This window comes from Gammaproteobacteria bacterium, assembly GCA_029862005.1.
Taxonomy (GTDB): Bacteria; Pseudomonadota; Gammaproteobacteria.
In genome coordinates this window covers 61,912-83,563 of sequence record JAOTYD010000006.1, presented here as the reverse complement: position 1 = coordinate 83,563, position 21,652 = coordinate 61,912, and the positions used below count along the sequence as shown (strand labels likewise).

Annotated in this window: 23 protein-coding genes; 15 read left to right on the top strand and 8 right to left on the bottom strand. The window is 53.0% G+C overall.

What is annotated here, in order from left to right; translation table 11 throughout:
* Position 1: 1 nt before the first annotated feature.
* The 6 genes from OES20_06255 to flgA all read right to left on the bottom strand — a co-directional run bounded on the left by OES20_06255 (position 2) and on the right by flgA (position 4,380).
* Positions 2–355, bottom strand: coding sequence for an ArsC family reductase (locus OES20_06255; GenBank protein MDH3634290.1), 354 nt, complete (start codon positions 353–355; stop codon positions 2–4).
* Between the two features lie 7 nt (positions 356–362).
* A complete protein-coding gene (dapD, locus tag OES20_06250) occupies positions 363–1,184 on the bottom strand; it encodes a 2,3,4,5-tetrahydropyridine-2,6-dicarboxylate N-succinyltransferase (protein ID MDH3634289.1) in 822 nt (273 codons plus the stop codon).
* A gap of 10 nt (positions 1,185–1,194) precedes the next feature.
* Positions 1,195–2,394: a succinyldiaminopimelate transaminase gene (gene dapC / locus OES20_06245; GenBank protein ID MDH3634288.1), complete on the bottom strand. Its 1,200-nt coding sequence runs from the start codon at positions 2,392–2,394 to the stop codon at positions 1,195–1,197.
* A 370-nt stretch (positions 2,395–2,764) separates the two neighbouring features.
* Entirely contained in the window at positions 2,765–3,253 is a 489-nt protein-coding gene (locus tag OES20_06240) for a flagellar protein FlgN (protein ID MDH3634287.1), read from the bottom strand.
* Positions 3,250–3,567 carry a flagellar biosynthesis anti-sigma factor FlgM gene (gene flgM, locus OES20_06235; protein ID MDH3634286.1) on the bottom strand — a complete coding sequence of 106 codons (318 nt, stop codon included), beginning with the start codon at positions 3,565–3,567 and terminating at the stop codon, positions 3,250–3,252. Before flgM ends, OES20_06240 begins: the two co-directional genes overlap by 4 nt.
* Positions 3,568–3,645: 78 nt before the next feature.
* Complete coding sequence (gene flgA / locus OES20_06230; GenBank protein ID MDH3634285.1) at positions 3,646–4,380, bottom strand: flagellar basal body P-ring formation chaperone FlgA; 735 nt, start codon at positions 4,378–4,380, stop codon at positions 3,646–3,648.
* Between the two features lie 385 nt (positions 4,381–4,765).
* On the opposite strand from flgA, the gene flgB reads away from it, so the two are divergent.
* The 14 genes from flgB to OES20_06160 all read left to right on the top strand — a co-directional run bounded on the left by flgB (position 4,766) and on the right by OES20_06160 (position 16,087).
* Positions 4,766–5,167 (top strand): flagellar basal body rod protein FlgB, encoded by a 402-nt coding sequence (gene flgB / locus OES20_06225; protein MDH3634284.1) that lies wholly within the window; start codon positions 4,766–4,768, stop codon positions 5,165–5,167.
* A gap of 2 nt (positions 5,168–5,169) precedes the next feature.
* The gene (gene flgC, locus OES20_06220; GenBank protein ID MDH3634283.1) at positions 5,170–5,580 is read left to right on the top strand and encodes a flagellar basal body rod protein FlgC; all 411 of its coding nucleotides are present in this window, start codon (positions 5,170–5,172) and stop codon (positions 5,578–5,580) included.
* Positions 5,581–5,592: 12 nt separating this feature from the next.
* Positions 5,593–6,270 (top strand): flagellar hook assembly protein FlgD, encoded by a 678-nt coding sequence (locus OES20_06215; GenBank protein MDH3634282.1) that lies wholly within the window; start codon positions 5,593–5,595, stop codon positions 6,268–6,270.
* A 17-nt stretch (positions 6,271–6,287) separates the two neighbouring features.
* A complete protein-coding gene (flgE, locus tag OES20_06210) occupies positions 6,288–7,610 on the top strand; it encodes a flagellar hook protein FlgE (GenBank protein ID MDH3634281.1) in 1,323 nt (440 codons plus the stop codon).
* A 20-nt stretch (positions 7,611–7,630) separates the two neighbouring features.
* Complete coding sequence (locus OES20_06205; protein ID MDH3634280.1) at positions 7,631–8,374, top strand: flagellar basal body rod protein FlgF; 744 nt, start codon at positions 7,631–7,633, stop codon at positions 8,372–8,374.
* 39 nt (positions 8,375–8,413) lie between these two features.
* Positions 8,414–8,899, top strand: coding sequence for a pyridoxamine 5'-phosphate oxidase family protein (locus OES20_06200; protein ID MDH3634279.1), 486 nt, complete (start codon positions 8,414–8,416; stop codon positions 8,897–8,899).
* 1 nt (position 8,900) lies between these two features.
* Complete coding sequence (locus tag OES20_06195) at positions 8,901–10,169, top strand: Xaa-Pro peptidase family protein (protein ID MDH3634278.1); 1,269 nt, start codon at positions 8,901–8,903, stop codon at positions 10,167–10,169.
* Between the two features lie 360 nt (positions 10,170–10,529).
* Complete coding sequence (locus OES20_06190; protein ID MDH3634277.1) at positions 10,530–11,564, top strand: COX15/CtaA family protein; 1,035 nt, start codon at positions 10,530–10,532, stop codon at positions 11,562–11,564.
* A gap of 62 nt (positions 11,565–11,626) precedes the next feature.
* Positions 11,627–12,103 (top strand): 2-C-methyl-D-erythritol 2,4-cyclodiphosphate synthase, encoded by a 477-nt coding sequence (gene ispF, locus OES20_06185; GenBank protein MDH3634276.1) that lies wholly within the window; start codon positions 11,627–11,629, stop codon positions 12,101–12,103.
* A complete protein-coding gene (gene nagZ, locus OES20_06180; protein ID MDH3634275.1) occupies positions 12,103–13,155 on the top strand; it encodes a beta-N-acetylhexosaminidase in 1,053 nt (350 codons plus the stop codon). The genes ispF and nagZ overlap by 1 nt, the downstream gene beginning before the upstream one ends.
* Positions 13,155–14,234 (top strand): mechanosensitive ion channel family protein, encoded by a 1,080-nt coding sequence (locus OES20_06175; protein MDH3634274.1) that lies wholly within the window; start codon positions 13,155–13,157, stop codon positions 14,232–14,234. Before nagZ ends, OES20_06175 begins: the two co-directional genes overlap by 1 nt.
* 1 nt (position 14,235) lies before the next feature.
* A complete protein-coding gene (locus OES20_06170; protein ID MDH3634273.1) occupies positions 14,236–14,790 on the top strand; it encodes a hypoxanthine-guanine phosphoribosyltransferase in 555 nt (184 codons plus the stop codon).
* A complete protein-coding gene (locus OES20_06165; GenBank protein MDH3634272.1) occupies positions 14,790–15,533 on the top strand; it encodes an S-methyl-5'-thioinosine phosphorylase in 744 nt (247 codons plus the stop codon). Before OES20_06170 ends, OES20_06165 begins: the two co-directional genes overlap by 1 nt.
* Complete coding sequence (locus OES20_06160; GenBank protein ID MDH3634271.1) at positions 15,530–16,087, top strand: NUDIX hydrolase; 558 nt, start codon at positions 15,530–15,532, stop codon at positions 16,085–16,087. The genes OES20_06165 and OES20_06160 overlap by 4 nt, the downstream gene beginning before the upstream one ends.
* Before the next feature lie 69 nt (positions 16,088–16,156).
* Here the strand turns inward: OES20_06160 and OES20_06155 are convergent, their stop codons facing one another.
* On the bottom strand, positions 16,157–17,452 hold the full coding sequence (locus tag OES20_06155) for a GGDEF domain-containing protein (protein MDH3634270.1): 1,296 nt from the start codon (positions 17,450–17,452) through the stop codon (positions 16,157–16,159).
* Between the two features lie 66 nt (positions 17,453–17,518).
* Positions 17,519–19,792 (bottom strand): alpha/beta fold hydrolase, encoded by a 2,274-nt coding sequence (locus OES20_06150; protein ID MDH3634269.1) that lies wholly within the window; start codon positions 19,790–19,792, stop codon positions 17,519–17,521.
* Between the two features lie 151 nt (positions 19,793–19,943).
* Between OES20_06150 and OES20_06145 the strand changes: the two genes are divergently transcribed.
* Positions 19,944–21,650, top strand: a complete 1,707-nt coding sequence (locus tag OES20_06145) for a VWA domain-containing protein (GenBank protein ID MDH3634268.1) — start codon at positions 19,944–19,946, stop codon at positions 21,648–21,650.
* Positions 21,651–21,652 lie beyond the last annotated feature (2 nt).

Below are 21,652 nucleotides of genomic sequence, written 5' to 3'. Positions count from 1 at the left end.
CCTAGCCGAAAATCTTCCGGTATTGTGCATCGCTGAAGCCCACGTGAAGTTGATCACCTGTGGCCAGTATCGGACGCTTGATGATGGTCGGGTTCTCGAGCATGACCTGAATCGCCGACTCAAGGTCGATGTGGTCCTTAACTTTGCCTGGCAAGGCACGCCAGGTCGTGCCCCGGCGATTCAGCATGGCTTCCCAGCCCAGTGCAGACACCATGGATAGCAGTTGTTCCCTATCAAGACCCTGCTTGCGGTAGTCATGGAACCGGAACGCGATCTTGTGATCGTCCAACCATGCCCTGGCTTTTTTGATCGTGTCACAGTTGGGGATGCCGTAGAGCGTCATTTCGTTAACCATGTTCGATCTATATGTTACGTATCAGCTCGTTGATGCCGACCTTGGCACGCGTTTTTTCGTCGACTTGTTTGACGATTACCGCGCAATAGAGGCTATACCTGCCATCTTCAGATGGTAAATTTCCGGCAACCACTACCGAGCCTGCCGGAATACGCCCGAAGGTCACTTCATCTGTTTCACGGTCATATATCTTGGTGCTTTGGCCGATATAAACGCCCATCGAAATAACCGAGTTTTTCTCGACGATGACGCCTTCGACGACCTCCGAACGGGCCCCGATAAAACAGTTGTCCTCGATGATGGTCGGAGAGGCTTGCAGCGGTTCGAGTACACCACCGATACCGACGCCCCCGGAAAGATGCACGTTCTTGCCGATTTGCGCACAGGAGCCAACGGTCGCCCAGGTGTCGACCATGGTGCCGCTGTCAACATAGGCGCCGATATTGACGTAGGAGGGCATCATAACGACGCCCGGGGCCACGAACGAGCCTTTGCGCGCCACGGCGGGCGGTACCACTCGAACCCCGCTGGCGGCATGCTGCTCGGCGGAACAGCCGTCGAACTTGGAGTCGACTTTATCGAAGTACTGGGTAAATCCACCCGGCATGATCTGATTTTCACGAATACGAAACGACAGCAACACGGCCTTCTTCAGCCACTCGTTGACCTGCCATCCCCCCGCAACAGGCTCGGCAACCCGCTCGCGCCCGCTATCCAGAAGATCGATTGCTTCGAGTACGGCATTCCTGGTCCCGGCATCGACATTACCGGGATTTATTTCAGCGCGATTTTCGAACGCCTGTTCGATAATTTGCTGAATTTCAGCCATGGTGTTTCTCCTAAAGAACCGTTAACAGTGAATTGATGCGTTTGGCCGCATCGAGGCATTCGTCCAGAGGAGCTACCAGTGCCATACGTACCCGGTTTTCGCCGGGATTCCGGCCGCCGTGATCGCGCGCCAGGAATCTGCCTGGCAGCACGGTTACGTTTTGCTCGGCGTAAAGACGCTGTGCAAACTCGGTATCTGAAACTGGCGTTTTTGCCCACAGGTAAAAACCTGCCTGCGGTTTCTGCGGCGCGAGTGTATCAGAAAGCACTGCCAAAACCTGCTCAAATTTTTGCCGGTAAAGGTCGCGGTTTGCAACGACATGGGTTTCGTCACGCCAGGCCACGGCACTGGCAGTTTGGGTTGCCGGAGGCAGCGCGCAACCGTGATAAGTCCGGTACAGCAGAAATTTTTCGATGATTGCCGAGTCACCGGCGACGAATCCCGAGCGCAGTCCGGGTAGATTGGATCTTTTCGACAGGCTGTGAAAAACCAGGCAATGGCTGAAGCTGTCATTTCCCATTGCTGCGGCAACGCCCAGCAGGCCTGGGGGAGGATCCCGCTCGTCAAAGTAAATTTCGGCATAGCATTCATCGCTCGCGATCACGAAATCGTAGCGATGAGCAAGCTCGATCAACCGTTCGAGGTAATGGCCTGGCATGACCGCCCCGCTGGGATTACCCGGATTGCAGATGTAAATCATCTGGCAGTCCGACCATTCCCGCGCACTAATGTCGTCAAGATCAGGCAGGAAATCATTCTCGGGCAGGCAGTCGAGGTAACGCGGTGTTGCGCCAGCCAGCAGCGCAGCACCCTCGTAGATCTGGTAAAACGGATTCGGCAACAGAACCTGGGGATTCGAGGCACTACGATCGACCACGCACTGGGCGATGGCAAACAGACCTTCACGCGTGCCGCTTACCGGTAACAGGTTGGTCTCGGGATCCAGTAATCCCGGTTCGATCCGGTATCTTGAGGTCAGCCAGGCCGCGATAGCCTCGCGCAATTCTTCTATGCCGCGGGTACCGGGGTAGTTCGATAACTGGTGCAAATGGGCGATCAGGCTCTCGACTACGAAATGCGGTGCCAGATGCCGGGGTTCACCGATTGACAGGGCGATATGATCGAGATGTTGGGGCGGCTTCAGGCCCTGTTTCAGCCGGACGAGTTTTTCGAACGGGTAAGGCTGTAACAGGGATATTTCTTTGTTCATGGGTGCTTCGTCCATACTGGTACGAACAGTATAACGACGCTGGCAGAGTTTTAAATGATCGACAGGCAATTGAATTGCCGGCCTCCTGGGCGGGAGATCTGTGATTAAATTACTTTTAAGGAATCAGGAACTGAGACCCAGGTCCCAAACAAGGGTGCATAAATGCTTATGATTATATCTCAAGACCCTCCAGTTATATTTTTGTGTGTTGACCCCATTTACGCGATGGGGTTTTTTTTGATTCGCTTGATTGCCTGCACAGACCGGGATTTGAAACCTGAGAAAGAAAAGCGCTCATCCACCTAAAGGCGGGTATCTTGCGATTGTGATCGGTAAGGGTTGCTGCCGTTAAGGACGACAGGACCGAAGATCAGGCGATTGCGATATCGCGCGGATCGCTGGAACCAAGCTTGCCATCACTGCTATAGGTTTTACAAGTACCCGTGGTGCCAAGCCCGGTCAGTATACCGAGCGAGCGTCGCACCCGATCGCGACCCCGGTTAACCAGTAGACTATTGACCTGGGTGGAATGTTGCAGCCGCACCAGGTTCTGTATCAGTTGCTGGTATAGCGCGGATACCTGTTGGTTCCCATCGTCACACCAGGCCATGCATTTCTCAAATCCATCGGCATCCTGGCTAAATCCGTAGTTTGACAGCAATTGGTAACGCTGCTGCTCGAGCTGCTCGATATCGTCAACCACAAACTCTGGCTTTGCCAGTGAGTCCTGCAGGCTCTCCAGTTGATTCTCGGCGATCGCCTGCCTGATTCCAGCAAGGTACTCGCTGGCACTGGTAATGCGTTGATTGTGTTCTTCCAGCAGTGCTGTCAGTTGCTCGCGACATTGTTGGTTATTCATGGCAGTAACTTCTCGATTTCACTGTATTTACGTGCGATGACTTCGGCATCGGGTTTGTATTCCCCTTTACCCAGTGCCTGTTTGACTGCTTCCACGCGGGCCTCGTTAACCTCGGGTAGATTCTTGATTTGTTCGCTTAATTGCTCGATCAAACCGGTAGTACTTAGCTCAACCGTGCTCGTCTCACCCGTGGCGTCAGCTTTGGACTTGTTCTGAGCGGTCTGCGGGCTGGTTTTCGCAGTAGCGCTAGCCTTGGTATCCGCTGATACCCCGGTATTGCGCGGGCGGTTTTGCGTGTTAATCGCGTCAGTCATTGCTGGACTCCTGGAGGTTCCTGCTTACCTTATCGGCAGCGTGACAAAATAGTTTACTGTTAAATGCGCCCGGATTCATCAGATGCTTACCCGCACCAGGGCCTCGCCCGAGACGATCCCCTCGACAATCCTCAGCGATTGGCTGTTGCGTACCCGGACGAGCTGGCCAAGGGTCGCGGACTTCAGGGCGGTACCCTTCGATTTAATCTGCAGCCCATTGTAATCCAGCACCAGTGTAACCTGCTGGCCCGAGCGAACCATTAACCTGGGACTCATATTTTTCGGGGTAAGTACCGTGCCCTGACTCAGGTTGCGACGGGCCTGCAGCTGATTAAAGTTGCTGTTCTTGACATAGTAGCCATTTCTCAGCTGCGCGATATTTTGCTTCCGAAAAGTCACGGCTGATGCGTCAATTTTTTGACCTTTCAGCAGCGGTTTTGCGGTAACCACGACGTCTTCGAATACATCAACGCGTACCGGCAAGTGAATTTTCCAGCCGGCTTTGGTCGGGCAATTTACCCGCACCGCGGTGTTTCCTGCAATCAGGTCGCGGCGGGCAAATTCGACATGGAGTGCTTCGGGACAGGCCTTGAGGCGCAGTCTTGAATCCAGCTTGCTGAATTGAAAACGTGGTGGATAGGGGCTTTGGTAGGGATAATTCACGATAAAAGATTCGGTCTGCATGCGGATCGACGCCAGGCTCTGGATTTCCGCAGCCAGTAGTGACGATGAAGATGCCAGTATGAAACATACGGTTATCGCAAGTTGCAATAGGTACTTCGTAAGGGTTTGCAGAATCATTTGTTTGGTCATGATAAAAATCAATGCAATTATCAGGCCAAAACACATCCTTAGTTATCGTGAGAAAAATAGTATCGACCCGGGTCGAATCCGACGAGGAGCTTTTATCAAGGATTCCGTTTTACGGATTTTAGGCAATTCAACAGGACAGTTTCCGCTGCTTCGACCTTACCCGCTGCTGTCACCGACTGCACCTAACCTGTGCAGAACTTGCCTGTTGAGTTTTGTGACTGCTTTCTGAAAGGCTAACAATGAGGTGGCAACATTGCCTCTCCGGATTGCCGCATTGCCACCTTTTAGCCGGGTACTTTCAACTAAGTCTCTGATTTACAAACGTAATAATTTGGTGGCATCGTCTATGCATCAGGATCCGTATTGCTGAATTACGGGTATTACCATGCCAATAAGCTTCGAACGAGCCTTTTCTATACACGATGACGCACTGCTGCTGCGCGGCCAGCGTACCTCGATCCTGGCCGCCAATATCGCTAACGCGGATACACCGAACTATAAAGCGCGTGACATAGACTTCGGCGCCATGCTGCGCAACGCAAGCCAGCAACAGGCCAGCCACATAGTGTTGGCCAGCACGCATCGCGACCATATGACGACTCAATCGAGCTCGATGCAGCCTGCCCTGATGTATCGCAACCCGTTGCATCCCTCGCTGGACGGTAACTCGGTTGATTCCCACGTTGAGCAGGCCGAGTTCTCCGAAAACGCATTAATGTTCCAAACCAGTTTTACATTCCTGAATAGCAAGGTAACGGGTCTTATGAAGGCCCTGAAAGGAGAATAGACATGGGGCTGTATGCCAATTTCAATATTTCCGGTAGCGCGATCAGTGCTCAGTCGGTGCGTTTGAATACCGTTGCCAGTAACCTGGCCAATGTAGAAACCATCGCCAGCAGCGAGGCAGAGGCATATCGATCTCGCCAGCCGGTATTCCAGTCATTGCTGGGCAACCATAACCGGCCGGGTGAGGTCGGGGTGCAAATGCTTCAGATCGTGCAAAGTCAAAAGACGGTCGAACGACGCTACGACCCGGGTCATGCCCTGGCGAATGAAGATGGCTTCGTGTTTGGTAGCAATGTCAACCCGGTCGAAGAAATGGCGAACATGATTTCGGCTTCGCGTGCCTACCAGAATAATGTTGAAGTTTTAAATACCTCGCGCGACCTGTTACTGCGCGTCCTGTCGTTGGGAAATTAACGGAGTATCAAGATGTCTGATATCGATACCAACTCGATTTATACCCAGCTGGGATTAAACCAGCCCACGGAAAATGATACCAGGGAAAACGATGAGCTCGGACAGGCAGAGTTTCTGGCACTGATGACTGCCCAATTGCAATACCAGGATCCGCTCAAGCCAATGGAAAACGGAAATTTTCTGGGGCAGATGGCCCAGTTCGGTACGGTTAGCGGAATCAGTGATTTGAATACCACGATTAACACCATGAGTGCCTCTTTCCAGTCAAACCAGGCGTTGCAGGCATCGACGCTGGTCGGCAGGCGCGTTTTGGTGCCGTCGCAAACCGGTATTCTGAATGATGGTGCCAGCCTGATGGGATCAGTAGAACTGGCCCAGCCGGCAAGCAAGGTCGTCATTACGATCAAGAATTCGGCAGGCCAACTGATGAATCGCCAGGAACTCGGACTGCAGCAGGCCGGGTTGATCGATTTTGAATGGAATGGACTGGACCCGGACGGCAATAGTCTGCCGGGCGGTCAGTACCAGATCGCAGCAGAGGTTTACAGGGGTACCGAGGTCAGCTCGGGAAGTATGTTTACGGTGGTTGATGTCGAGAGTGTAACCCTCGGCGTCGGTGGTCAGGATCTTACGCTTAGCGTGTCCGGCCTCGGCGATATCGATATGAACCAGGTTCGCAAAATAATGTAGCAAAGCAGGAGAAACTAATGTCATTTAATGCAGCACTGAGCGGATTACAGGCCGCAACCGTCGATCTTAGCGTTACCAGCAACAACATCGCTAACGTCGCAACCACCGGGTTCAAGAATTCGCGTACCGAATTCGGCGACCTGTTCGAGTTATCGCCGTTTGGCAACACTTCCACCCAGGTCGGAAGCGGGGTTGAAGTATTGAGCGTTAGCCAGCAGTTCGACCAGGGTAACCTCAAATTTACCGACGCCAGTCTCGACATGGCAATCAGTGGCCAGGGTTTCTTCATTACCAACAAATCCCTGACCGGCAGCGACATTTCCTATACCCGGGCCGGGCAGTTTCGTGTTGATAATACCGGCACGGTTACCAATAGCGCGGGCGAATACCTGCAGGCTTTCCCGGTAGACGCTAGCGGTAATGTCACCTCGACCAGCTTGAATACCACGATCCCGATTACGTTGCCGGCGACCACTGGCGCGCCACAGGCAACAACCGAAGTCGAAGTCGGGCTGAACCTGGACGCGTCGACGATCAAGCTTGATCCCGCCGCGTTCGATCCGACTGCGAGTAACACCTATACGCACGCGACCTCGTCCACGGTTTTCGATTCGCTCGGTGCCTCGCATGTGTTGTCCTATTACTTCGTTAATGACCTGGGGGGCTCGGTTACCAATCCGCTCAGCAATCCCAACCAGTGGGCAGTATTTACCTATCTCGATGGTGCCGAGGTTGATATCGCCGGCGGTACCGCGGTTAACCACTTGAATGGCGGCCTGCCTGTGCTACAAAATGCAGGTGTTTTGAACTTCAATCCCGACGGCAGTTATGCCAGCAGTACGCCGGCAGCACTGCAAAACACCGCGATTCCGTTGACCAACGGCGCCAGCCCGCTCACAGTGTTGCATGATTTTGCTAATAACAGCACCACCCAGTTCGCAGCATCGTTCTCGGTGAGTACGCTCGATCCGGATGGTTTCACCACCGGCAGACTGACCGGGCTGGATATTTCCGAGGATGGATTGATTCGTGCGACTTACAGTAACGGCATTCAGACCCCGATGGGACAGGTCGCGCTGGCCGATTTTGCCAACCTGCAGGGCTTGAATGCGGTTGGTGGATCAGCCTGGCAGGAAACCATAGACTCGGGGCCGGTGATCACCGGCGCTGCCGGTACTGGACGTTTTGGCCTGATTCAATCGGGTGCGCTGGAATCTTCCAACGTCGACCTGACGCAGCAACTGGTGAATCTAATCACGGCGCAGCGGAACTTCCAGGCCAACGCGCGTTCGATCGAAACATCGAACTCGATAACCGATACCATCATCCAGATTCGATAGGGAATCAGGGTTAGACTGTCATGGATAATTACCTGTACCTGGCAATGAATGGCGCTGCGCAGGCGATGCTTGCGCAGCAAAATAATGCCAATAATCTTGCCAATATCAGTACGGTTGGCTTCAAGGCAACCCTGGACCACTTCGAGTCGAACCCGGTTTCTGGCCCCGGTCATCTCGATCGGGTATATGTCAGCGACGAGGATAGTGGTGTCAATTTCAACCCTGGCACCATAAATATAACCGGTCGCAACCTCGATCTTGCCATTGATGGTGACGGCTGGTTTGCGGTGCAGGCAGAAGATGGCAGTACGGCCTATTCGCGTCGTGGCGATTTCAGGATCGACCCAACCGGTCTTTTAGTCAATGGAGCCAACCAGATCGTGCTCGGTGACGGTGGTCCGATTACGATCCCGCAATTTGAAAGTCTCGTCATCGGTCGCGACGGCACCATCAGCATTCGTGCCACTGGCCAGTCAGCCAATACGTTGGTCGGTGTGGATCGAATTCGCCTGGTCAATCCACCCAGGGATCAAATCTACCGTGGCGAGGATGGCCTGTTTCGTGTCCAGGATGGTGTCGAGGCCCAGGCCGACGCATCGATCTCGGTAACCTCGGGTGCGCTCGAAGGCAGCAATGTCAACGCGGTGGACGCCATGGTGCGCATGATTGACTATGCGCGCTACTACGAGCAGCAGGTCAAACTGATGAAACTGGCCAGTGAAAACGACACCGCCAGCGCGAGCTTGATGCGAATGTCTTCCTAGCGTGGCAGAATAAACGGGTACTGACTGCCGGGGCCCGTTTTGAACGACATAGATAGCGCACACCGGGATTATCTCGCGTTACGCGACGATGCCAACAGCGCTCAATTGGCAACCCTCGGCAGCGCCCATACCCCAGAATCGAGTTACGCTCCCTGCGTTTTATTCGAAGGAAATTACTATCTCTTCCTCAGTCGGCTCGCGAGTCATACGGGCAATCTGATGCGCAACCCTGAAATTGGCTTGATGCTGCTTGAAGACGAAGCCGGAAATCCGTTTGCCCGAAAACGCATCAATCTACAGGGAAGGGCGGAGCTCGTAACCCGGGATAATGGGCAATTCAGGGCTGTGTTGGACCTGTTTCACCACCGCTTTGGTAAGGTGATGGAAATTATCGAACCGCTCCCCGATTTCCAGTTGTTTTGCGTGCATGCAAAGACGGGTCGATTCGTACGCGGCTTTGGCCAGGCTTACGAACTGGAAGGCGACAAGCTGGACCGGTTGGCTCATATTGACCCGGGGCAATAAAGTGAAGGCGTTAAAGAATACTTTCTTCGATGAACGAAAAAGAACCTACCTTAACCAGGAAGGCGCCGGGCGTCCGCTAAAGAGTCCGATCCCGCATGAAACGCTGGTAAGCGCACGCCAGTATCGACTGGCACGAATCCGCGAACAGTTACAGAATTTCGATTACGCAGCATTGTTACTATATGACCCGGTTAATATTCGTTACGCCCTCGATGTGCGTAACATGCAGGTCTGGTGTGCGCACAGTGCCATGCGCTATGCACTCATTTTTACCGATGGACCGGCGATTATGTTCGAGTTTGATGGCTGCCATCATTTGTGCGAGGGCTACGAGGGTATCGACGAGGTTCGTAGTTCGGTTCCATGGATTTTCATGGAAGTTGGAGACCGTGTCCCGGAGCAAGTCGTTACCTGGGGCCGGGGGATTGTCGATTCAATGCAAAGCCACGGTGCCGGCAACAGGCGCCTCGCAGTTGACAAACTTGAACCGCTCGGGCTCAGGGAACTCGAAGCCCATGGCCTGGAGATCGTTGATGGACAGGAGTTGACCGAGCGCGCGCGTGCGATTAAAAGCGAGGATGAACTAACCCTGATGCGATGGACGATCCGCGTTTGCGAGGCCGGCATGGCGCGCATCTATGAAAACTCCGTTCCGGGACGCACCGAGCAGGAGCTGTGGGCAGAATTACACTACGAAAACGCGCGTTCCGGTGGAGAATGGCTCGAGACCCGGTTGCTAACCTGCGGTGCGCGTACCAATCCCTGGTACCAGGAGTGTTCTGACTACGTCTGCCGGCAAGGGGAAATGATTTCGTTTGATACGGACATGATCGGGCCATACGGATACTGCGCGGACCTGTCGCGCTCCTGGACCTGTGGCTATACCCAGATGACGCCAAAGCAGGCCGAACTTTACGCGGCCGCGGTGGAACAGATAAATCACAACCTGGAAATTATCGAATGCGGAATGAGTTTTCGAGAATTCAATGCGAAGTCCTGGCGGATTCCGGAACCTTACCAACCCTATCGCTATTCGCTGGCCGCGCATGGCGTCGGCATGGCGGATGAATGGCCGGTCATCCCCCTGCATCCCGATTTTGAATTTGCCTGCGAAGGTCGATTTGAAAAGAACATGGTGCTGTGCGTGGAAAGCCTGATTGGAGAAAAGGGCAGCGAGTCAATCAAGCTGGAGGTCCAGGTCGTGGTCAGGCACCATGGGGTTGAGCGTCTGGACAGCTTTCCGTTCGAGGAGATTCAGGCCAGGCGTTAAGCCAGTTGTATCCGGAGCGACATCTCCTGAAGTCTGGAAATTCCCCGGCATAATCCGGAAAATTACCGGGAAAAATTATTGCAAAATTCGGTAGCAACTTTGAAATGCCTGTGGTTTACTACTGCCAGCAAGTATCAGTGGCCCTGGGCCCTGGTGTTGAAAAGTCAACGCGGGATGGTTGATCGATCAAGGCAAAGCAACTGGAGGAGATAGCTGCCATACAAGAATAATAGCGGCAGCGAGGACGAGAAAGGCGCCCATAGGCGCCTTTTTTTTTTGGGCGTCTGTAATAGAATTACGCAGTGTGGTGCTGACTGCCGGTTACGGCGGCAGATCCTGGAGACTAGATACCCGTTCCATATGAATGAGATTAGCGAAAACGATCGTGCGATAACGCGTTGGTTGCAGGTTTGTCTGGTTTTGATTTTTTCGATGATAATACTTGGTGGCGTCACGCGCCTCACCGGCTCGGGGCTTTCCATGGTCACCTGGCATCCGACCGGAATGCTACCGCCGTTGGGTGCGGAGCAGTGGCTGGCGGAATTCAAGCTATATCAGCAGTTTCCCGAGTTTCAGAAAATCAATAGCGACATGACGCTCGAGGGTTTTAAATCGATCTACTGGTTCGAGTACTCGCACCGGATGCTGGGACGTTTAATCGGGCTGGTATTCCTGCTGCCGTTTGTTTACTTCTGGTTGCGTAAAATGATTAAACCGGGATTGACGCCCCGCCTGGTGATCATGTTTGTACTGGGTGGATTGCAGGGATTGCTGGGCTGGTACATGGTTAAAAGCGGGCTGGTCAGTAATCCGCATGTCAGTCAATACCGATTAAGTGCACATTTGCTCAGTGCAATCCTGATTTACGGATTCATCCTGTGGACGATATTCAACCTCGCGACGACAGCCAGCTATCGTCGACTGGCCGAGTCGACCGTTACCGGCTGGCGCTTACTGTCCCTTGGATTAGCTATCCTGGTACTGGTGACCATCGTCTCCGGTGGTTTTGTTGCCGGGCTGGATGCCGGCTTGATTTTCAATACTTTCCCGTTGATGGGAGGCAGTTTGATACCCGAGGGCATCGGCGCATTATCACCGTGGTACCTGAACCCGCTGGAAAACATGGTCACGGTACAGTTCAACCATCGCTGGCTGGCCGTTACGGCCGGAATAATTCTGATTGCCTGGTATATCAGGGGGCGCTTGCACTTCGAGGAGACAAGGCTGCAGCGCAGTTTCAAGCTGGTAGGCATGATGGTTGTCCTGCAACTGATACTCGGCATCGCTACCCTGTTAATGCAGGTGCCTGTATGGTTAGGTGCCTTACACCAGGCTGGCGCCTTGCTGTTATTCAGCGCATTACTTTTCAACATACATGCACTAAGTCGGGTGTAGTTAGCATAACCTGCGGTTATAATTATCCGCTTTTAGTCGATTGAGACTGGATTTCGAAGAGCATGACCAGGATTGGACACGGGTATGATGTGCACGCCTTCGTCGAAGGAAACGGATTTACCCTGGGCGGCGTCTTCGTATCCTGCGACAAGGCAGTCGTCGCCCATTCAGACGGTGACGCGCTTATTCACGCGCTGTGCGATGCCTTACTCGGTGCCCTGGGACGCGGCGATATCGGCCGGATGTTTCCCGATACCGATGTACGCAATGAAAATCGGGATAGCCGTGAATTTCTGCGCAAAATTAAACAGTTGATCGATACCGATGGCTTTCGGCTGGGTAATGCCGATATCACGATCATCGTACAGGTGCCAAAAATGGCACCTCATATCGGCTCAATGACCGCGATTCTCGCCGAGGATCTGGAGACCCCGGCCACCGCAATCAATATCAAGGCGACCACGACCGAGGGGCTCGGCTTTATCGGACGTGAACAGGGAATTGCCGTAGCTGCGGTCGTAATCCTGGAGTCTGATTAGTGAGTCTGGGACCTGTCATGCTCGATATCGCCGGTTGCGAACTCGAAGCGGAAGATCGTAAGCGTCTGCTGGATCCACAGGTCGGTGGTGTGATCCTGTTCAGCCGCAATTACCGGAATCCGGAGCAACTCGCGGCGCTGTGCGCGGAAATTCATAAGCTCAGAGATCCACGGCTGGTGGTGGCTGTCGATCATGAAGGTGGCCGGATACAACGCTTTCGTGACGGATTCCAGGCGATTCCGGCGATGGGCCTGCTAGGTGATCTTTACGACGAGGATGCGGGGCAGGCGCTCCAACTGGCCGAGAAATTTGCCTGGGTAATGGCTGCAGAGCTGCTCTATTACGGTGTTGATCTGAGCTTTTCGCCGGTGCTGGATATCGCCAGTCCGGTCAGCAGTGTGATCGGTGATCGCGCGTTTCACCGGGATCCGGAGACCGTTTCTCATTTGGCCAATGCCTGGATACGAGGCATGCGCAGGGCGGGCATGGAGGCAGTTGGCAAGCACTTTCCGGGTCACGGATCGGTCAAGGGGGACTCGCACCACGTGATGCCATTCGATCGACGCAGCATCAGTGAAATCGAAGCGCTCGACCTGGTACCATTTCGACGGGTTATCGCGACTCATTTAGCCGGCATCATGATGGCGCATGTCATTTATGACCAGGTTGATCAGAATGCCGCGGGTTACTCGCGCTACTGGATCGAGACAATCCTGCGCGGGCAGCTGCAATTCGAAGGCACTGTCTTCAGCGACGATTTAAGCATGAGCGGAGCCGAGGCGGTTGGCGGTTACCCGCAACGTGCGGAACACGCGCTTGCAGCCGGTTGTGACATCCTGCTGGTTTGTAATAATGCCGAGGGCGCAGACGAAGTGCTGAATTCGCTACAGGGTTATTCTAATCCCACGTCGCAGCTGCGCATGATTCGCCTGCACGGACAGGCGACCTGTAAAGATATGTTCAACTCTCAAGCCTGGCAAAATGCATGTGAAGAATTACAAAGCTTTAATCATCGGCTGGGTCTGGCTGAAAGCGGAGACTTGTTTGAATAATGTTTGACCTGGAAAACTGGTTACCCTGGATAGAACGGGAATCGATCTGGATAGTGCAGGTTTTCATCGTTGTATTGATTACTGCAGTCGTCAGTTTTTTTGCCAAGCGCTTGCTCGCACGAATTCATAAAAAGCTTTACCGAACGCCCACACGCTGGGATGAAATTGTGTTCGGTGCGATGATGCGCCCGGTTACCTGGATAATCTGGCTCGCAGGGCTGGATATCGCGGTTGAAATTATCTATGCCGAAACCCAGAGCACTATTTTCACCTATTCTGACTCGGTACGAGACGTCGGGGTACTGGTCTGTATCACCTGGTTTGTGCTCGGAATTATCCGCGGCGCGGAACAGGAATTCGGCCAGGAATCGGACCGGGTCGACAAGCATACGGTCCTCGCAATCGGTAAACTGGTGCGCCTCGCGGTTATTATCACAGCGGCGTTGGTGATACTGCAGACTCTCGGTTTCAGCGTTTCCGGTGTGCTTGCGATGGGCGGTATTGGTGGCATTGCGGTTGGTTTTGCCGCCAAGGACCTGCTCGCCAATTTTTTCGGTGGGCTGATTATCTATTTTGACCGGCCGTTTGTTATTGGTGACTGGATCCGCTCGCCCGATCGTGACATCGAGGGCACTGTGGAGAACATTGGCTGGCGGGTAACGATGATCCGTGATTTTCAGTCCAGGCCGCTGTATGTACCCAACTCCGTTTTCACGACAATCATTGTTGAAAATCCCTCGCGCATGGCCAATCGTCGTATTTACGAGACCATCGGCCTGCGTTACTCAGACCTGACCAGCATGGATAAGGTTGTGGCCGAGGTGGAAGCCATGTTGAGGTCGCACGACGAAATCGATTCCGACAAGACCCTGATGGTTAACTTCAATGAATTTTCAGATTCGTCGGTCGACTTTTTCATCTACTGCTTTACCAGGACCACGCTGTGGGGAAAATTTCACCAGGTTAAACAGGACGTGATGTTGCGCATTGCCGATATCGTCGAGGCGAATAACGCCGAGATTGCATTTCCGACGTCGACAATTCATATTGGCGAACCCATTGCGATTGATAATTCCTGACATGAATGCTGACAGAGCCCAACAGGTCCACCAGACGGCCGAATTATTGTACGACGAGAAAGTGGTCGAACAGGCGATCGGGGAACTTGCGCGCAAGGTTGAAGCGGACAGCGAACAGGATTTTCCGCTGGTGTTATGCGTCATGAATGGCGGGCTGTACTTGACCGGACAGCTGTTGCGTTACTGGAACTTTCCGCTAACGCTCGATTACGTGCATGCCACGCGCTATCGTCTTAAGACGCTCGGTAAAGATGTATTGTGGAAGGCCTACCCCCAAAACGAGATTAAAGATCGCAACGTGATTATCGTCGATGATATCTACGACCAGGGTTATACGCTTGAAGAAGTCAAGTCCTACTGTCTCAAGCACGGTGCTAGCAAGTGCAGCAGCGTTTTCCTGATCGGCAAGACGCACGAACGCAAGAAGGCGGATGTCCTGCCGGACTATGTCGGGCTCGAATGCAACGACTGCTATGTCTACGGTGTTGGCATGGACTTGAACGGGCATTTTCGCAATCTTTCGAGTATTTATGCCTTGCCTGCAAAGGTTGACTGATGCTGGCGATCATCGGCGGTAGCGGTCTTTATTCGCTGGGAGAAGACTTCAGTCTCGAAGAGCAGGCGCCACGACGTACCCCGTATGGTGATACTTCGGCGGATGTTTTGCAGGGTCGCTGGCAATCTATTCCGGTCGTTTTCCTGCCGCGCCACGGCCCCGGGCATCGCGTGCCGCCACACCGCGTCAACTATCGTGCAAATATCTGGGCACTGAAGCAGGTCGGCGTCTCCAGGATCATCTCGGTCAACGCCGTTGGTGGCATAACCGACGAGATGAAACCCGGAACCCTGGTGGTGCCGAACCAGTTGGTCGACTACAGTTCAGGACGTGAACAGACATTTTTTGACGGCGAAGACGCGCAAGTGATGCATGTTGATTTCAGTTGGCCCTACAGCGCCGAGTTGCGCGGGGTGCTGACCGAGGTCGGCTTGCAAAAGGGGCAGCCCCTGGTTGTATCAGGAACCTACGGCAGTACTAACGGTCCGCGTCTCGAAACTGCGGCCGAAATAAACCGAATGCGCAACGAAGGCTGTAATGTGGTCGGCATGACGGGCATGCCGGAAGCGGCGTTGGCGCGCGAACTGGAGATCGAGTATGCCTGTCTTGCCCTGGTTGTTAACTGGGCCGCAGGAGTTGAGGATGAGCCTATTAGCATGCGGGATATTATGGTTAACATGGAGCAGGGCATGCGGCAGGTGAAATCATTGTTACTCGATGCAGCTAGGCTGGTACAGCAATGAACTATTGTAGCCAGTGCGGCCAGCCGGTTACCTTGAAGATTCCGGTCGACGATAATCGCGAGCGCTTTGTTTGCGATCACTGCGGCTACGTGCATTACCAGAATCCGAATAATGTTTGCGGTGCGCTGCTGACACTCGATGATAAAATATTGCTTTGCAAGCGAGCCATCGAGCCGCGCTATGGTTTGTGGACCTTGCCCGCAGGATTCATGGAAAACAACGAAACCGTGGCTGAAGCCGCGGCTCGTGAAGCGATGGAAGAAGCAAACGCGCAGGCCGGCCCGCTGACCCTGTTCGGAATTTTCAGCATGCCTTATATTTCACAGGTTTATTTGATATTCCATGGCGAACTTGCCAGTAAAGAAATTTCAGCGGGACACGAGAGCCTCGACGTCGGGATGTTTACCCGTGAGCAGATTCCCTGGAATGAACTGGCCTTTCCGGTTGTGACCCATAGCCTGAAACTGTTTTTTGAGCATGGGACGGGTAAAGTTCATCACGCCTGGTTTAGCCGAGGCCCGGACCGGACTGTTGAGCTGCATTCCATCGACTAGGCCTGGAAAGTTTGAACTGCGAATCGGGATATTATAGTTCCGCAATGCCGCGGTAACCGGGATTGCGGATCAAATGTCGTGGGAATCCGTGTCCAGGTTATCGTCCGGGTCCTGGATCAGCGAGATATCGGTGAATTCAGAAACAACTGTTTGATTGCGGCCGTTATTTTTTGCTTCGTAAAGCGCAACGTCGGAACGCTTGATCAGTTCGCCGATGCTTTCGCCTTTCACAATCGCCGCACATCCGAGGCTGGCGGTGATCTGTCCGGCGGTCTCGAAGGTGGTACTTGCGACGAGCTTTCTTATGGTCTCGGCGATTGGCAGCAAATCCACCTCTTCGATCGTGGTACAGCAAATCAGGAATTCTTCACCACCCCAGCGTGCGACGAAATCGCTGGCACGTATCGCGTTTTCGAAAATGGTTGCCAGCTGTCTCAATACCTTGTCTCCGGTGTCGTGGCCATAACTATCGTTAATATTCTTGAATTTATCGATATCCAGCATGATGATACCGAAACGTTGATCGTGGCGTTCAAACCGGGCAAATTCCTTGTGCAGAATCTGGTTCATGCTGGTGCGATTGGACAGCCCGGTCAAACTGTCGGTTAGAGCCATGCGCGTTAACTCGTTGTTATCTTCGAGCAACTCCTTCTGTGTATCGAGCAACGATTCGGTTCGTTCATATATTTTCTGCTCCAGGTAATCGTTCATATTCTGCAATTGGCCCGATAGCTTGCGACCATACCAAATTGCGATGCAGGTCACAGCCAGGCTGATCAAAACTGCAATAATCGAAAAAATAACGATCTGGGTGCGACTTTTTTCAGTGTCACTGCTGGCCATGAGCAGCGCTTTTTGTACATCCATGCGTTGCGCCTGGGTGAGTTCCGACAGGTGTGAGAGCAAAGGCGCTGTTTTGGGCAACACTTCCCGCAGCAGGATCTTACTGGCTTCGTCACGACTGCCGTTCAGAAACAGCACCGATACCTGTCGATTCAAGTCGTTGATGTCACGATCAAGTCGGTCGATCGCCTCCATGATTTCGCGCTCGCGAGGTGCCAGCAAGGGTAACAACCGTGTCCGGGTTTCGGTATAGGCACCTTCCAGGCGATTGAAATTCGGCCATGACTCGGCCTCGATAAATTCTTCGTCATGCAGCAGCATCGATTGCATGAAACGGGTGCGGTGCTGGATGATCGTCGACAGCTCGTTTATCAGGTTTATTTTCTCGAGCTGCTGCGAAACCTGCTGGTTTACGTTGCCATTAGTATCGCTGGTTGCGTAGAACGCGATGAAGGCCAGCGTAACCATCATCAGGATGACGATTGCAAAGCCGTAGACGAGTAAGCGTGTTGGGTGATGCATATACCGGGTTTCAAGCCTTGAAACTACTGTGCTTTGTCCTTATCTGCCAGTCTCACATAATATTAATTATAGAATAGATGCGCAGATCTTTTGTTGTACATCGTCGATATTTTGATAAACCACACCGTGGATATCACTGTCGAGTGTAACCAGGGCCTTGTTTTCAGCAATAATCAGTTTATCAAGGGTTTTAACGCTGGAAGGCGCTACGACCGGATCCTTATCTCCCTGGTACAGGTAGACATCTGCATTGATCGTGAGGCTATTTGCAGTTAAATGGTCGATAAATTGCTGTAATTGATATAACGCCCTGACCGGGATGTGCTGGTAATTTACTTCCGGATTTTCGGGTTGGTTGGGGGTGAAGGGTACCAGGCCTTCGGAACTCACCCAACTCACGAGTCGATTGGCATGATGCACCAGGGGCACAAAAACCATGTTTTTGTTCTTGAAATGCACCGGGGCGTTGACGCTGGTCACCGATTTAATCCGGACGTTCGGATTATTGGCGGCATGACTCAGGGCCAGCAGGCCACCTGTCGAGAAGCCGACGATGTGTACCGACTGGCTGTAAGCCTTCAGAATATCGTAACCTCGTTCGACCGACGCGACCCACTCATGCCAGTTACGGTTGCGCAAATCCCAGGGTGATGTGCCATGCCCCTTGAGTCGCACGCCGAGTACATGGTGGCCGGCTGCATGCAGGCGTTCACCAAGACTTCTCAATTCTGCCGGGCCCGACAGGAACCCGTGAACCAGGAGTACTGCCGAAGCTGATTTGTCTTTCGATTTGAGAAAATACCAGTTGGCATCGGCAGTTTGTGTTTGCTGCGAATTAATCGCCTCGTAGCGTTCGCGCTGGTACTTTTCTTGATCCCACTCGAAGGCCAGCAGCTGGTCGTTAAATCGATAATCGGCGAGCGCACGCGCATTGATTTTATCGGCTTGCTGCATCGCGTTGGAGATGATTCGGATGATCTTGGACAATGGCGTGACTTCATTCGCGTAGACGCTGATTAAATTTTCAGTACGAACGTCGTCGACGTGAAAATCCTCGATCAGCTTCTGATCGATCACGTATTTACCCTGGTCTACATGCAGCAGCTTCATAGTTGTCGTCGTTTTGAGAAATTGATCGAGCCGACTGCTGCCCCTGTTAATAATGGCGTCGTACTCTTCCGGATTGCGCAAGCTGCGGTGCAAGTGGTACTCGGTTTTCTGCAACAGCTTGATACCCAGGTAGAGCATTTTATGAAACCGACCGCAGTCGATTTGAGTCAGGCCCTGCTCAAACAGCCTGGTAATAATCAGGGACGCAATATGGCTGAGATTGACGGTAACCGCCTCGTACATGGAGCGCATGTAATCATCGCGTACATGGTTGGACTTAACCTTCATGCCGATTGCATGAATGCGCCCACCCCAATGACCGGCGCTGGGTTTGAGCGCAAATAATTCGTTCAGGGTATCAAATCGGTGAACGACGTTGGGAAGCAGTCTCTTTTCCCACCAGCTCCAGTAATCACCGGCGATGATCGGCCGCGAAAACCGGATATCCATGTCGGTTTCCTTGAACAAAAGGTTGCCCTCGATGATCAATTCCTCGGCGAAGCGCTTGTTGATACCCCGGTTAAACAGGCGCGCTGCCTGGTGCAGTATGTTGTCACTCACTCGGATCGGGTAAAAGGTGATGTGGCTGGGGACGATTACCGTGGGTTTTATCGCCTTCTGCATCAAGTGTTCGACGGTATCAAATTCCAGTTGCTCGGCCCAGCGTTCTACACGGTCATACTTACCGGCCGAGAAGTCATGTAGTAACGCCGTTTTAAACGCATCCACCGCAAGCGCGATCACTGCCGACCCGCGGTGGTGTTTGCGACGTTCGTTGGCGGTGCGCGAGAAAACACTGAACTCGCCTTTCCGATCGACCACGCGTTTATCCTTGACCATGCCTCCTTCCGGAAACACGACGAGCTTGCGGCCGTGCAATATTTCGCGTGCCAGGAAAGGAAACAGGTTTGGCAGGTCGTTCGGAACAACGCCAATGGAGTAAAGGAATTGACTGAATCTCTCGTCGCCTTCAAAAAACTCCGCCGCGGCAACGGACCTGCAATAGGCACCCGTGGCCTCGTTGATCAGGTATTGCGGAATGAAAGTTTCGAATCGTGCGAAATGATTGAATAGAAAGATATCGCCCTGCTGCACCGTACTGTGCTCTGCATTTTCGTCCTGGTGCAGCTTGATATTGAGCTTCAGCAGTTTCTTGGTAGTGCGGAATGCCCGGACACAAAAATTATAGACCCGGGTATTAATCTCTGGATTTTCGGGATCGAAGGGCATTTAAACGCGATCTTTTGTCTTGTTATGGTCTGATATTGTGTGGCGCATTCTGTTGGGGCTCTAATTAATGTTTAGAAGTTCCGTTATTGGCCGATAAAGCATATGTAGATAACTCTTTCTTATACCAATGCGCAAGCGTATTTGTCTATATATGCTTTTAATATCTGTCCTTTCCCAGGACCAGTTATTAGCGGCAGAGGCCCGCTATGACTTTCGGATCGTAATCGATGTTTCCGGAAGCATGAAGCAGACCGATCCGCAGAACTTGCGCGTCCCGGCGTTAAAACTGATAAACGGACTGTTACCGAGCGGATCACGGGCCGGCGTCTGGACCTTCGGACGTTACGTTAATATGAGCGTGAAGTGGGGTGTGGTGGACGATGCCTGGCGCAGTCTGGCCGATTCAGGCGCCGATGAAATACACTCCAATGCGCTGTTAACCGATATCGAAAGTGCACTCGCACGCGCCAGCGTAGGCTGGGGTAAGGCGGACGCAAATACCCAGCGCATCCTGTTGTTGTTAACCGACGGTAAAGTCGATGTTTCTTCTGATGCCGCGAAGAACCAGGCATCACGTGCCAGGGTTCTGAGCAAGAGCCTGGCCGCGCTCAAGCAGGCACAGGCGCAGGTCCATGCAATCGCATTGTCGCACGGTACAGACGAAGTATTGCTGAAACAACTTGCCCTTGAAACCGGGGGTTCATTTGCGGTAGCGCAAAGCGCAGCCGAACTGCAAAAAGTTTTTTTCAGGATGTTTGAACGCGCCAGCAAACCGGATACGGTTGCGCTGAAAGGCAGGGAATTCCAGATTGATTCCAGTATCAGGGAAATGACCCTGTTGCTGTTTCGTACCGATACCAGTGAGCCGACACTGTTGATTCCCCCGGATAGCCCGGCACTGAGCGCGCTGAAACCGCGTGGATCCCGCTGGCGTAGCGACCAGGGATACGAATTGATAACGGTCAAAAAACCACAGGCTGGCAGCTGGCGTATCGATGCCGAGATGGATCCGGATAATCGACTGATGGTAGTCACGGATCTGAAACTGCAGGTTGGTGGTATGCCGGCCTACGCTACCCCCCGGGAAGCCCTGGAGGTGACAGCCGAGTTGTTTAATCGTGATCAGAAAATCAGCCGCAACAGCTTTCTGCGCTTTGTTGATTTCGAGATTTCACACATCGATGTTGAGGGCAACGAGACCAGCCACCAGATGATTCTCACCAAAGTGCGCAAGGACAAGGGGCGGTACCTCTATCAATCCGATCGTAAATTTGCCGAAGGCACACACAGTTTTATCATATCAGCCGATAGTCAGACCTTTAACCGCAGCAAGCGTTTCGATATGCAAGTGCAGTGGCCGGTCGAGGTCAAAATCGAAGCGCAACAGGCACCGGGTATTTATGAACTCAAGCTGCGTGCTCGGGAAGAATACCTGAAACCGGATGGTTTGACGGCCGATGTCGACATCGAGGCACCGGACGGCTCAAAGAACAGCCTTGCGCTTGAGTCCTTGGCGGGATGGTTGCATACCGAAGTGAAGACCGATCAGGACGGCCTCTATCGTGCGCATGTCAAGGTTTCGGCACAGTCCCAGACGAACGAGATCAGGGACCTTGATCTCGGGACATTCTCGATGCTCGGTGTTTATCGTGCGCCACCCATTGCCGAACCCGAACAAACCGGTGCCGCCCGGGATGATCCCGCTGAACCGTTGACGCCATCGGAAGACATCGACTGGAAAATCGTCGGTGTGGTCATCGTTGGGGTTAACCTGTTCCTTTTGTTGTTGTTTATTGTTGGCTGGTGGTTCCTGAAAAGGGGTAAGGCCACGCCTGCACTGGTTCTAGATGAAGAGTGATT

Coding starts and splice junctions, on each gene's coding strand:
- OES20_06145 (MDH3634268.1), top strand. CDS start 19,944: ATGCTTTTAATATCTGTCCTTTCCCAGGACCAGTTATTAGCGGCAGAG.
- OES20_06205 (MDH3634280.1), top strand. CDS start 7,631: ATGGATAATTACCTGTACCTGGCAATGAATGGCGCTGCGCAGGCGATG.
- flgC (MDH3634283.1), top strand. CDS start 5,170: ATGGGGCTGTATGCCAATTTCAATATTTCCGGTAGCGCGATCAGTGCT.
- flgM (MDH3634286.1), bottom strand. CDS start 3,567: ATGACTGACGCGATTAACACGCAAAACCGCCCGCGCAATACCGGGGTA.
- OES20_06190 (MDH3634277.1), top strand. CDS start 10,530: ATGAATGAGATTAGCGAAAACGATCGTGCGATAACGCGTTGGTTGCAG.
- flgB (MDH3634284.1), top strand. CDS start 4,766: ATGCCAATAAGCTTCGAACGAGCCTTTTCTATACACGATGACGCACTG.
- dapD (MDH3634289.1), bottom strand. CDS start 1,184: ATGGCTGAAATTCAGCAAATTATCGAACAGGCGTTCGAAAATCGCGCT.
- OES20_06175 (MDH3634274.1), top strand. CDS start 13,155: ATGTTTGACCTGGAAAACTGGTTACCCTGGATAGAACGGGAATCGATC.
- dapC (MDH3634288.1), bottom strand. CDS start 2,394: ATGAACAAAGAAATATCCCTGTTACAGCCTTACCCGTTCGAAAAACTC.
- flgE (MDH3634281.1), top strand. CDS start 6,288: ATGTCATTTAATGCAGCACTGAGCGGATTACAGGCCGCAACCGTCGAT.
- OES20_06240 (MDH3634287.1), bottom strand. CDS start 3,253: ATGAATAACCAACAATGTCGCGAGCAACTGACAGCACTGCTGGAAGAA.
- OES20_06160 (MDH3634271.1), top strand. CDS start 15,530: ATGAACTATTGTAGCCAGTGCGGCCAGCCGGTTACCTTGAAGATTCCG.
- OES20_06170 (MDH3634273.1), top strand. CDS start 14,236: ATGAATGCTGACAGAGCCCAACAGGTCCACCAGACGGCCGAATTATTG.
- OES20_06165 (MDH3634272.1), top strand. CDS start 14,790: ATGCTGGCGATCATCGGCGGTAGCGGTCTTTATTCGCTGGGAGAAGAC.
- OES20_06150 (MDH3634269.1), bottom strand. CDS start 19,792: ATGCCCTTCGATCCCGAAAATCCAGAGATTAATACCCGGGTCTATAAT.
- OES20_06215 (MDH3634282.1), top strand. CDS start 5,593: ATGTCTGATATCGATACCAACTCGATTTATACCCAGCTGGGATTAAAC.
- flgA (MDH3634285.1), bottom strand. CDS start 4,380: ATGACCAAACAAATGATTCTGCAAACCCTTACGAAGTACCTATTGCAA.
- ispF (MDH3634276.1), top strand. CDS start 11,627: ATGACCAGGATTGGACACGGGTATGATGTGCACGCCTTCGTCGAAGGA.
- OES20_06155 (MDH3634270.1), bottom strand. CDS start 17,452: ATGCATCACCCAACACGCTTACTCGTCTACGGCTTTGCAATCGTCATC.
- OES20_06255 (MDH3634290.1), bottom strand. CDS start 355: ATGGTTAACGAAATGACGCTCTACGGCATCCCCAACTGTGACACGATC.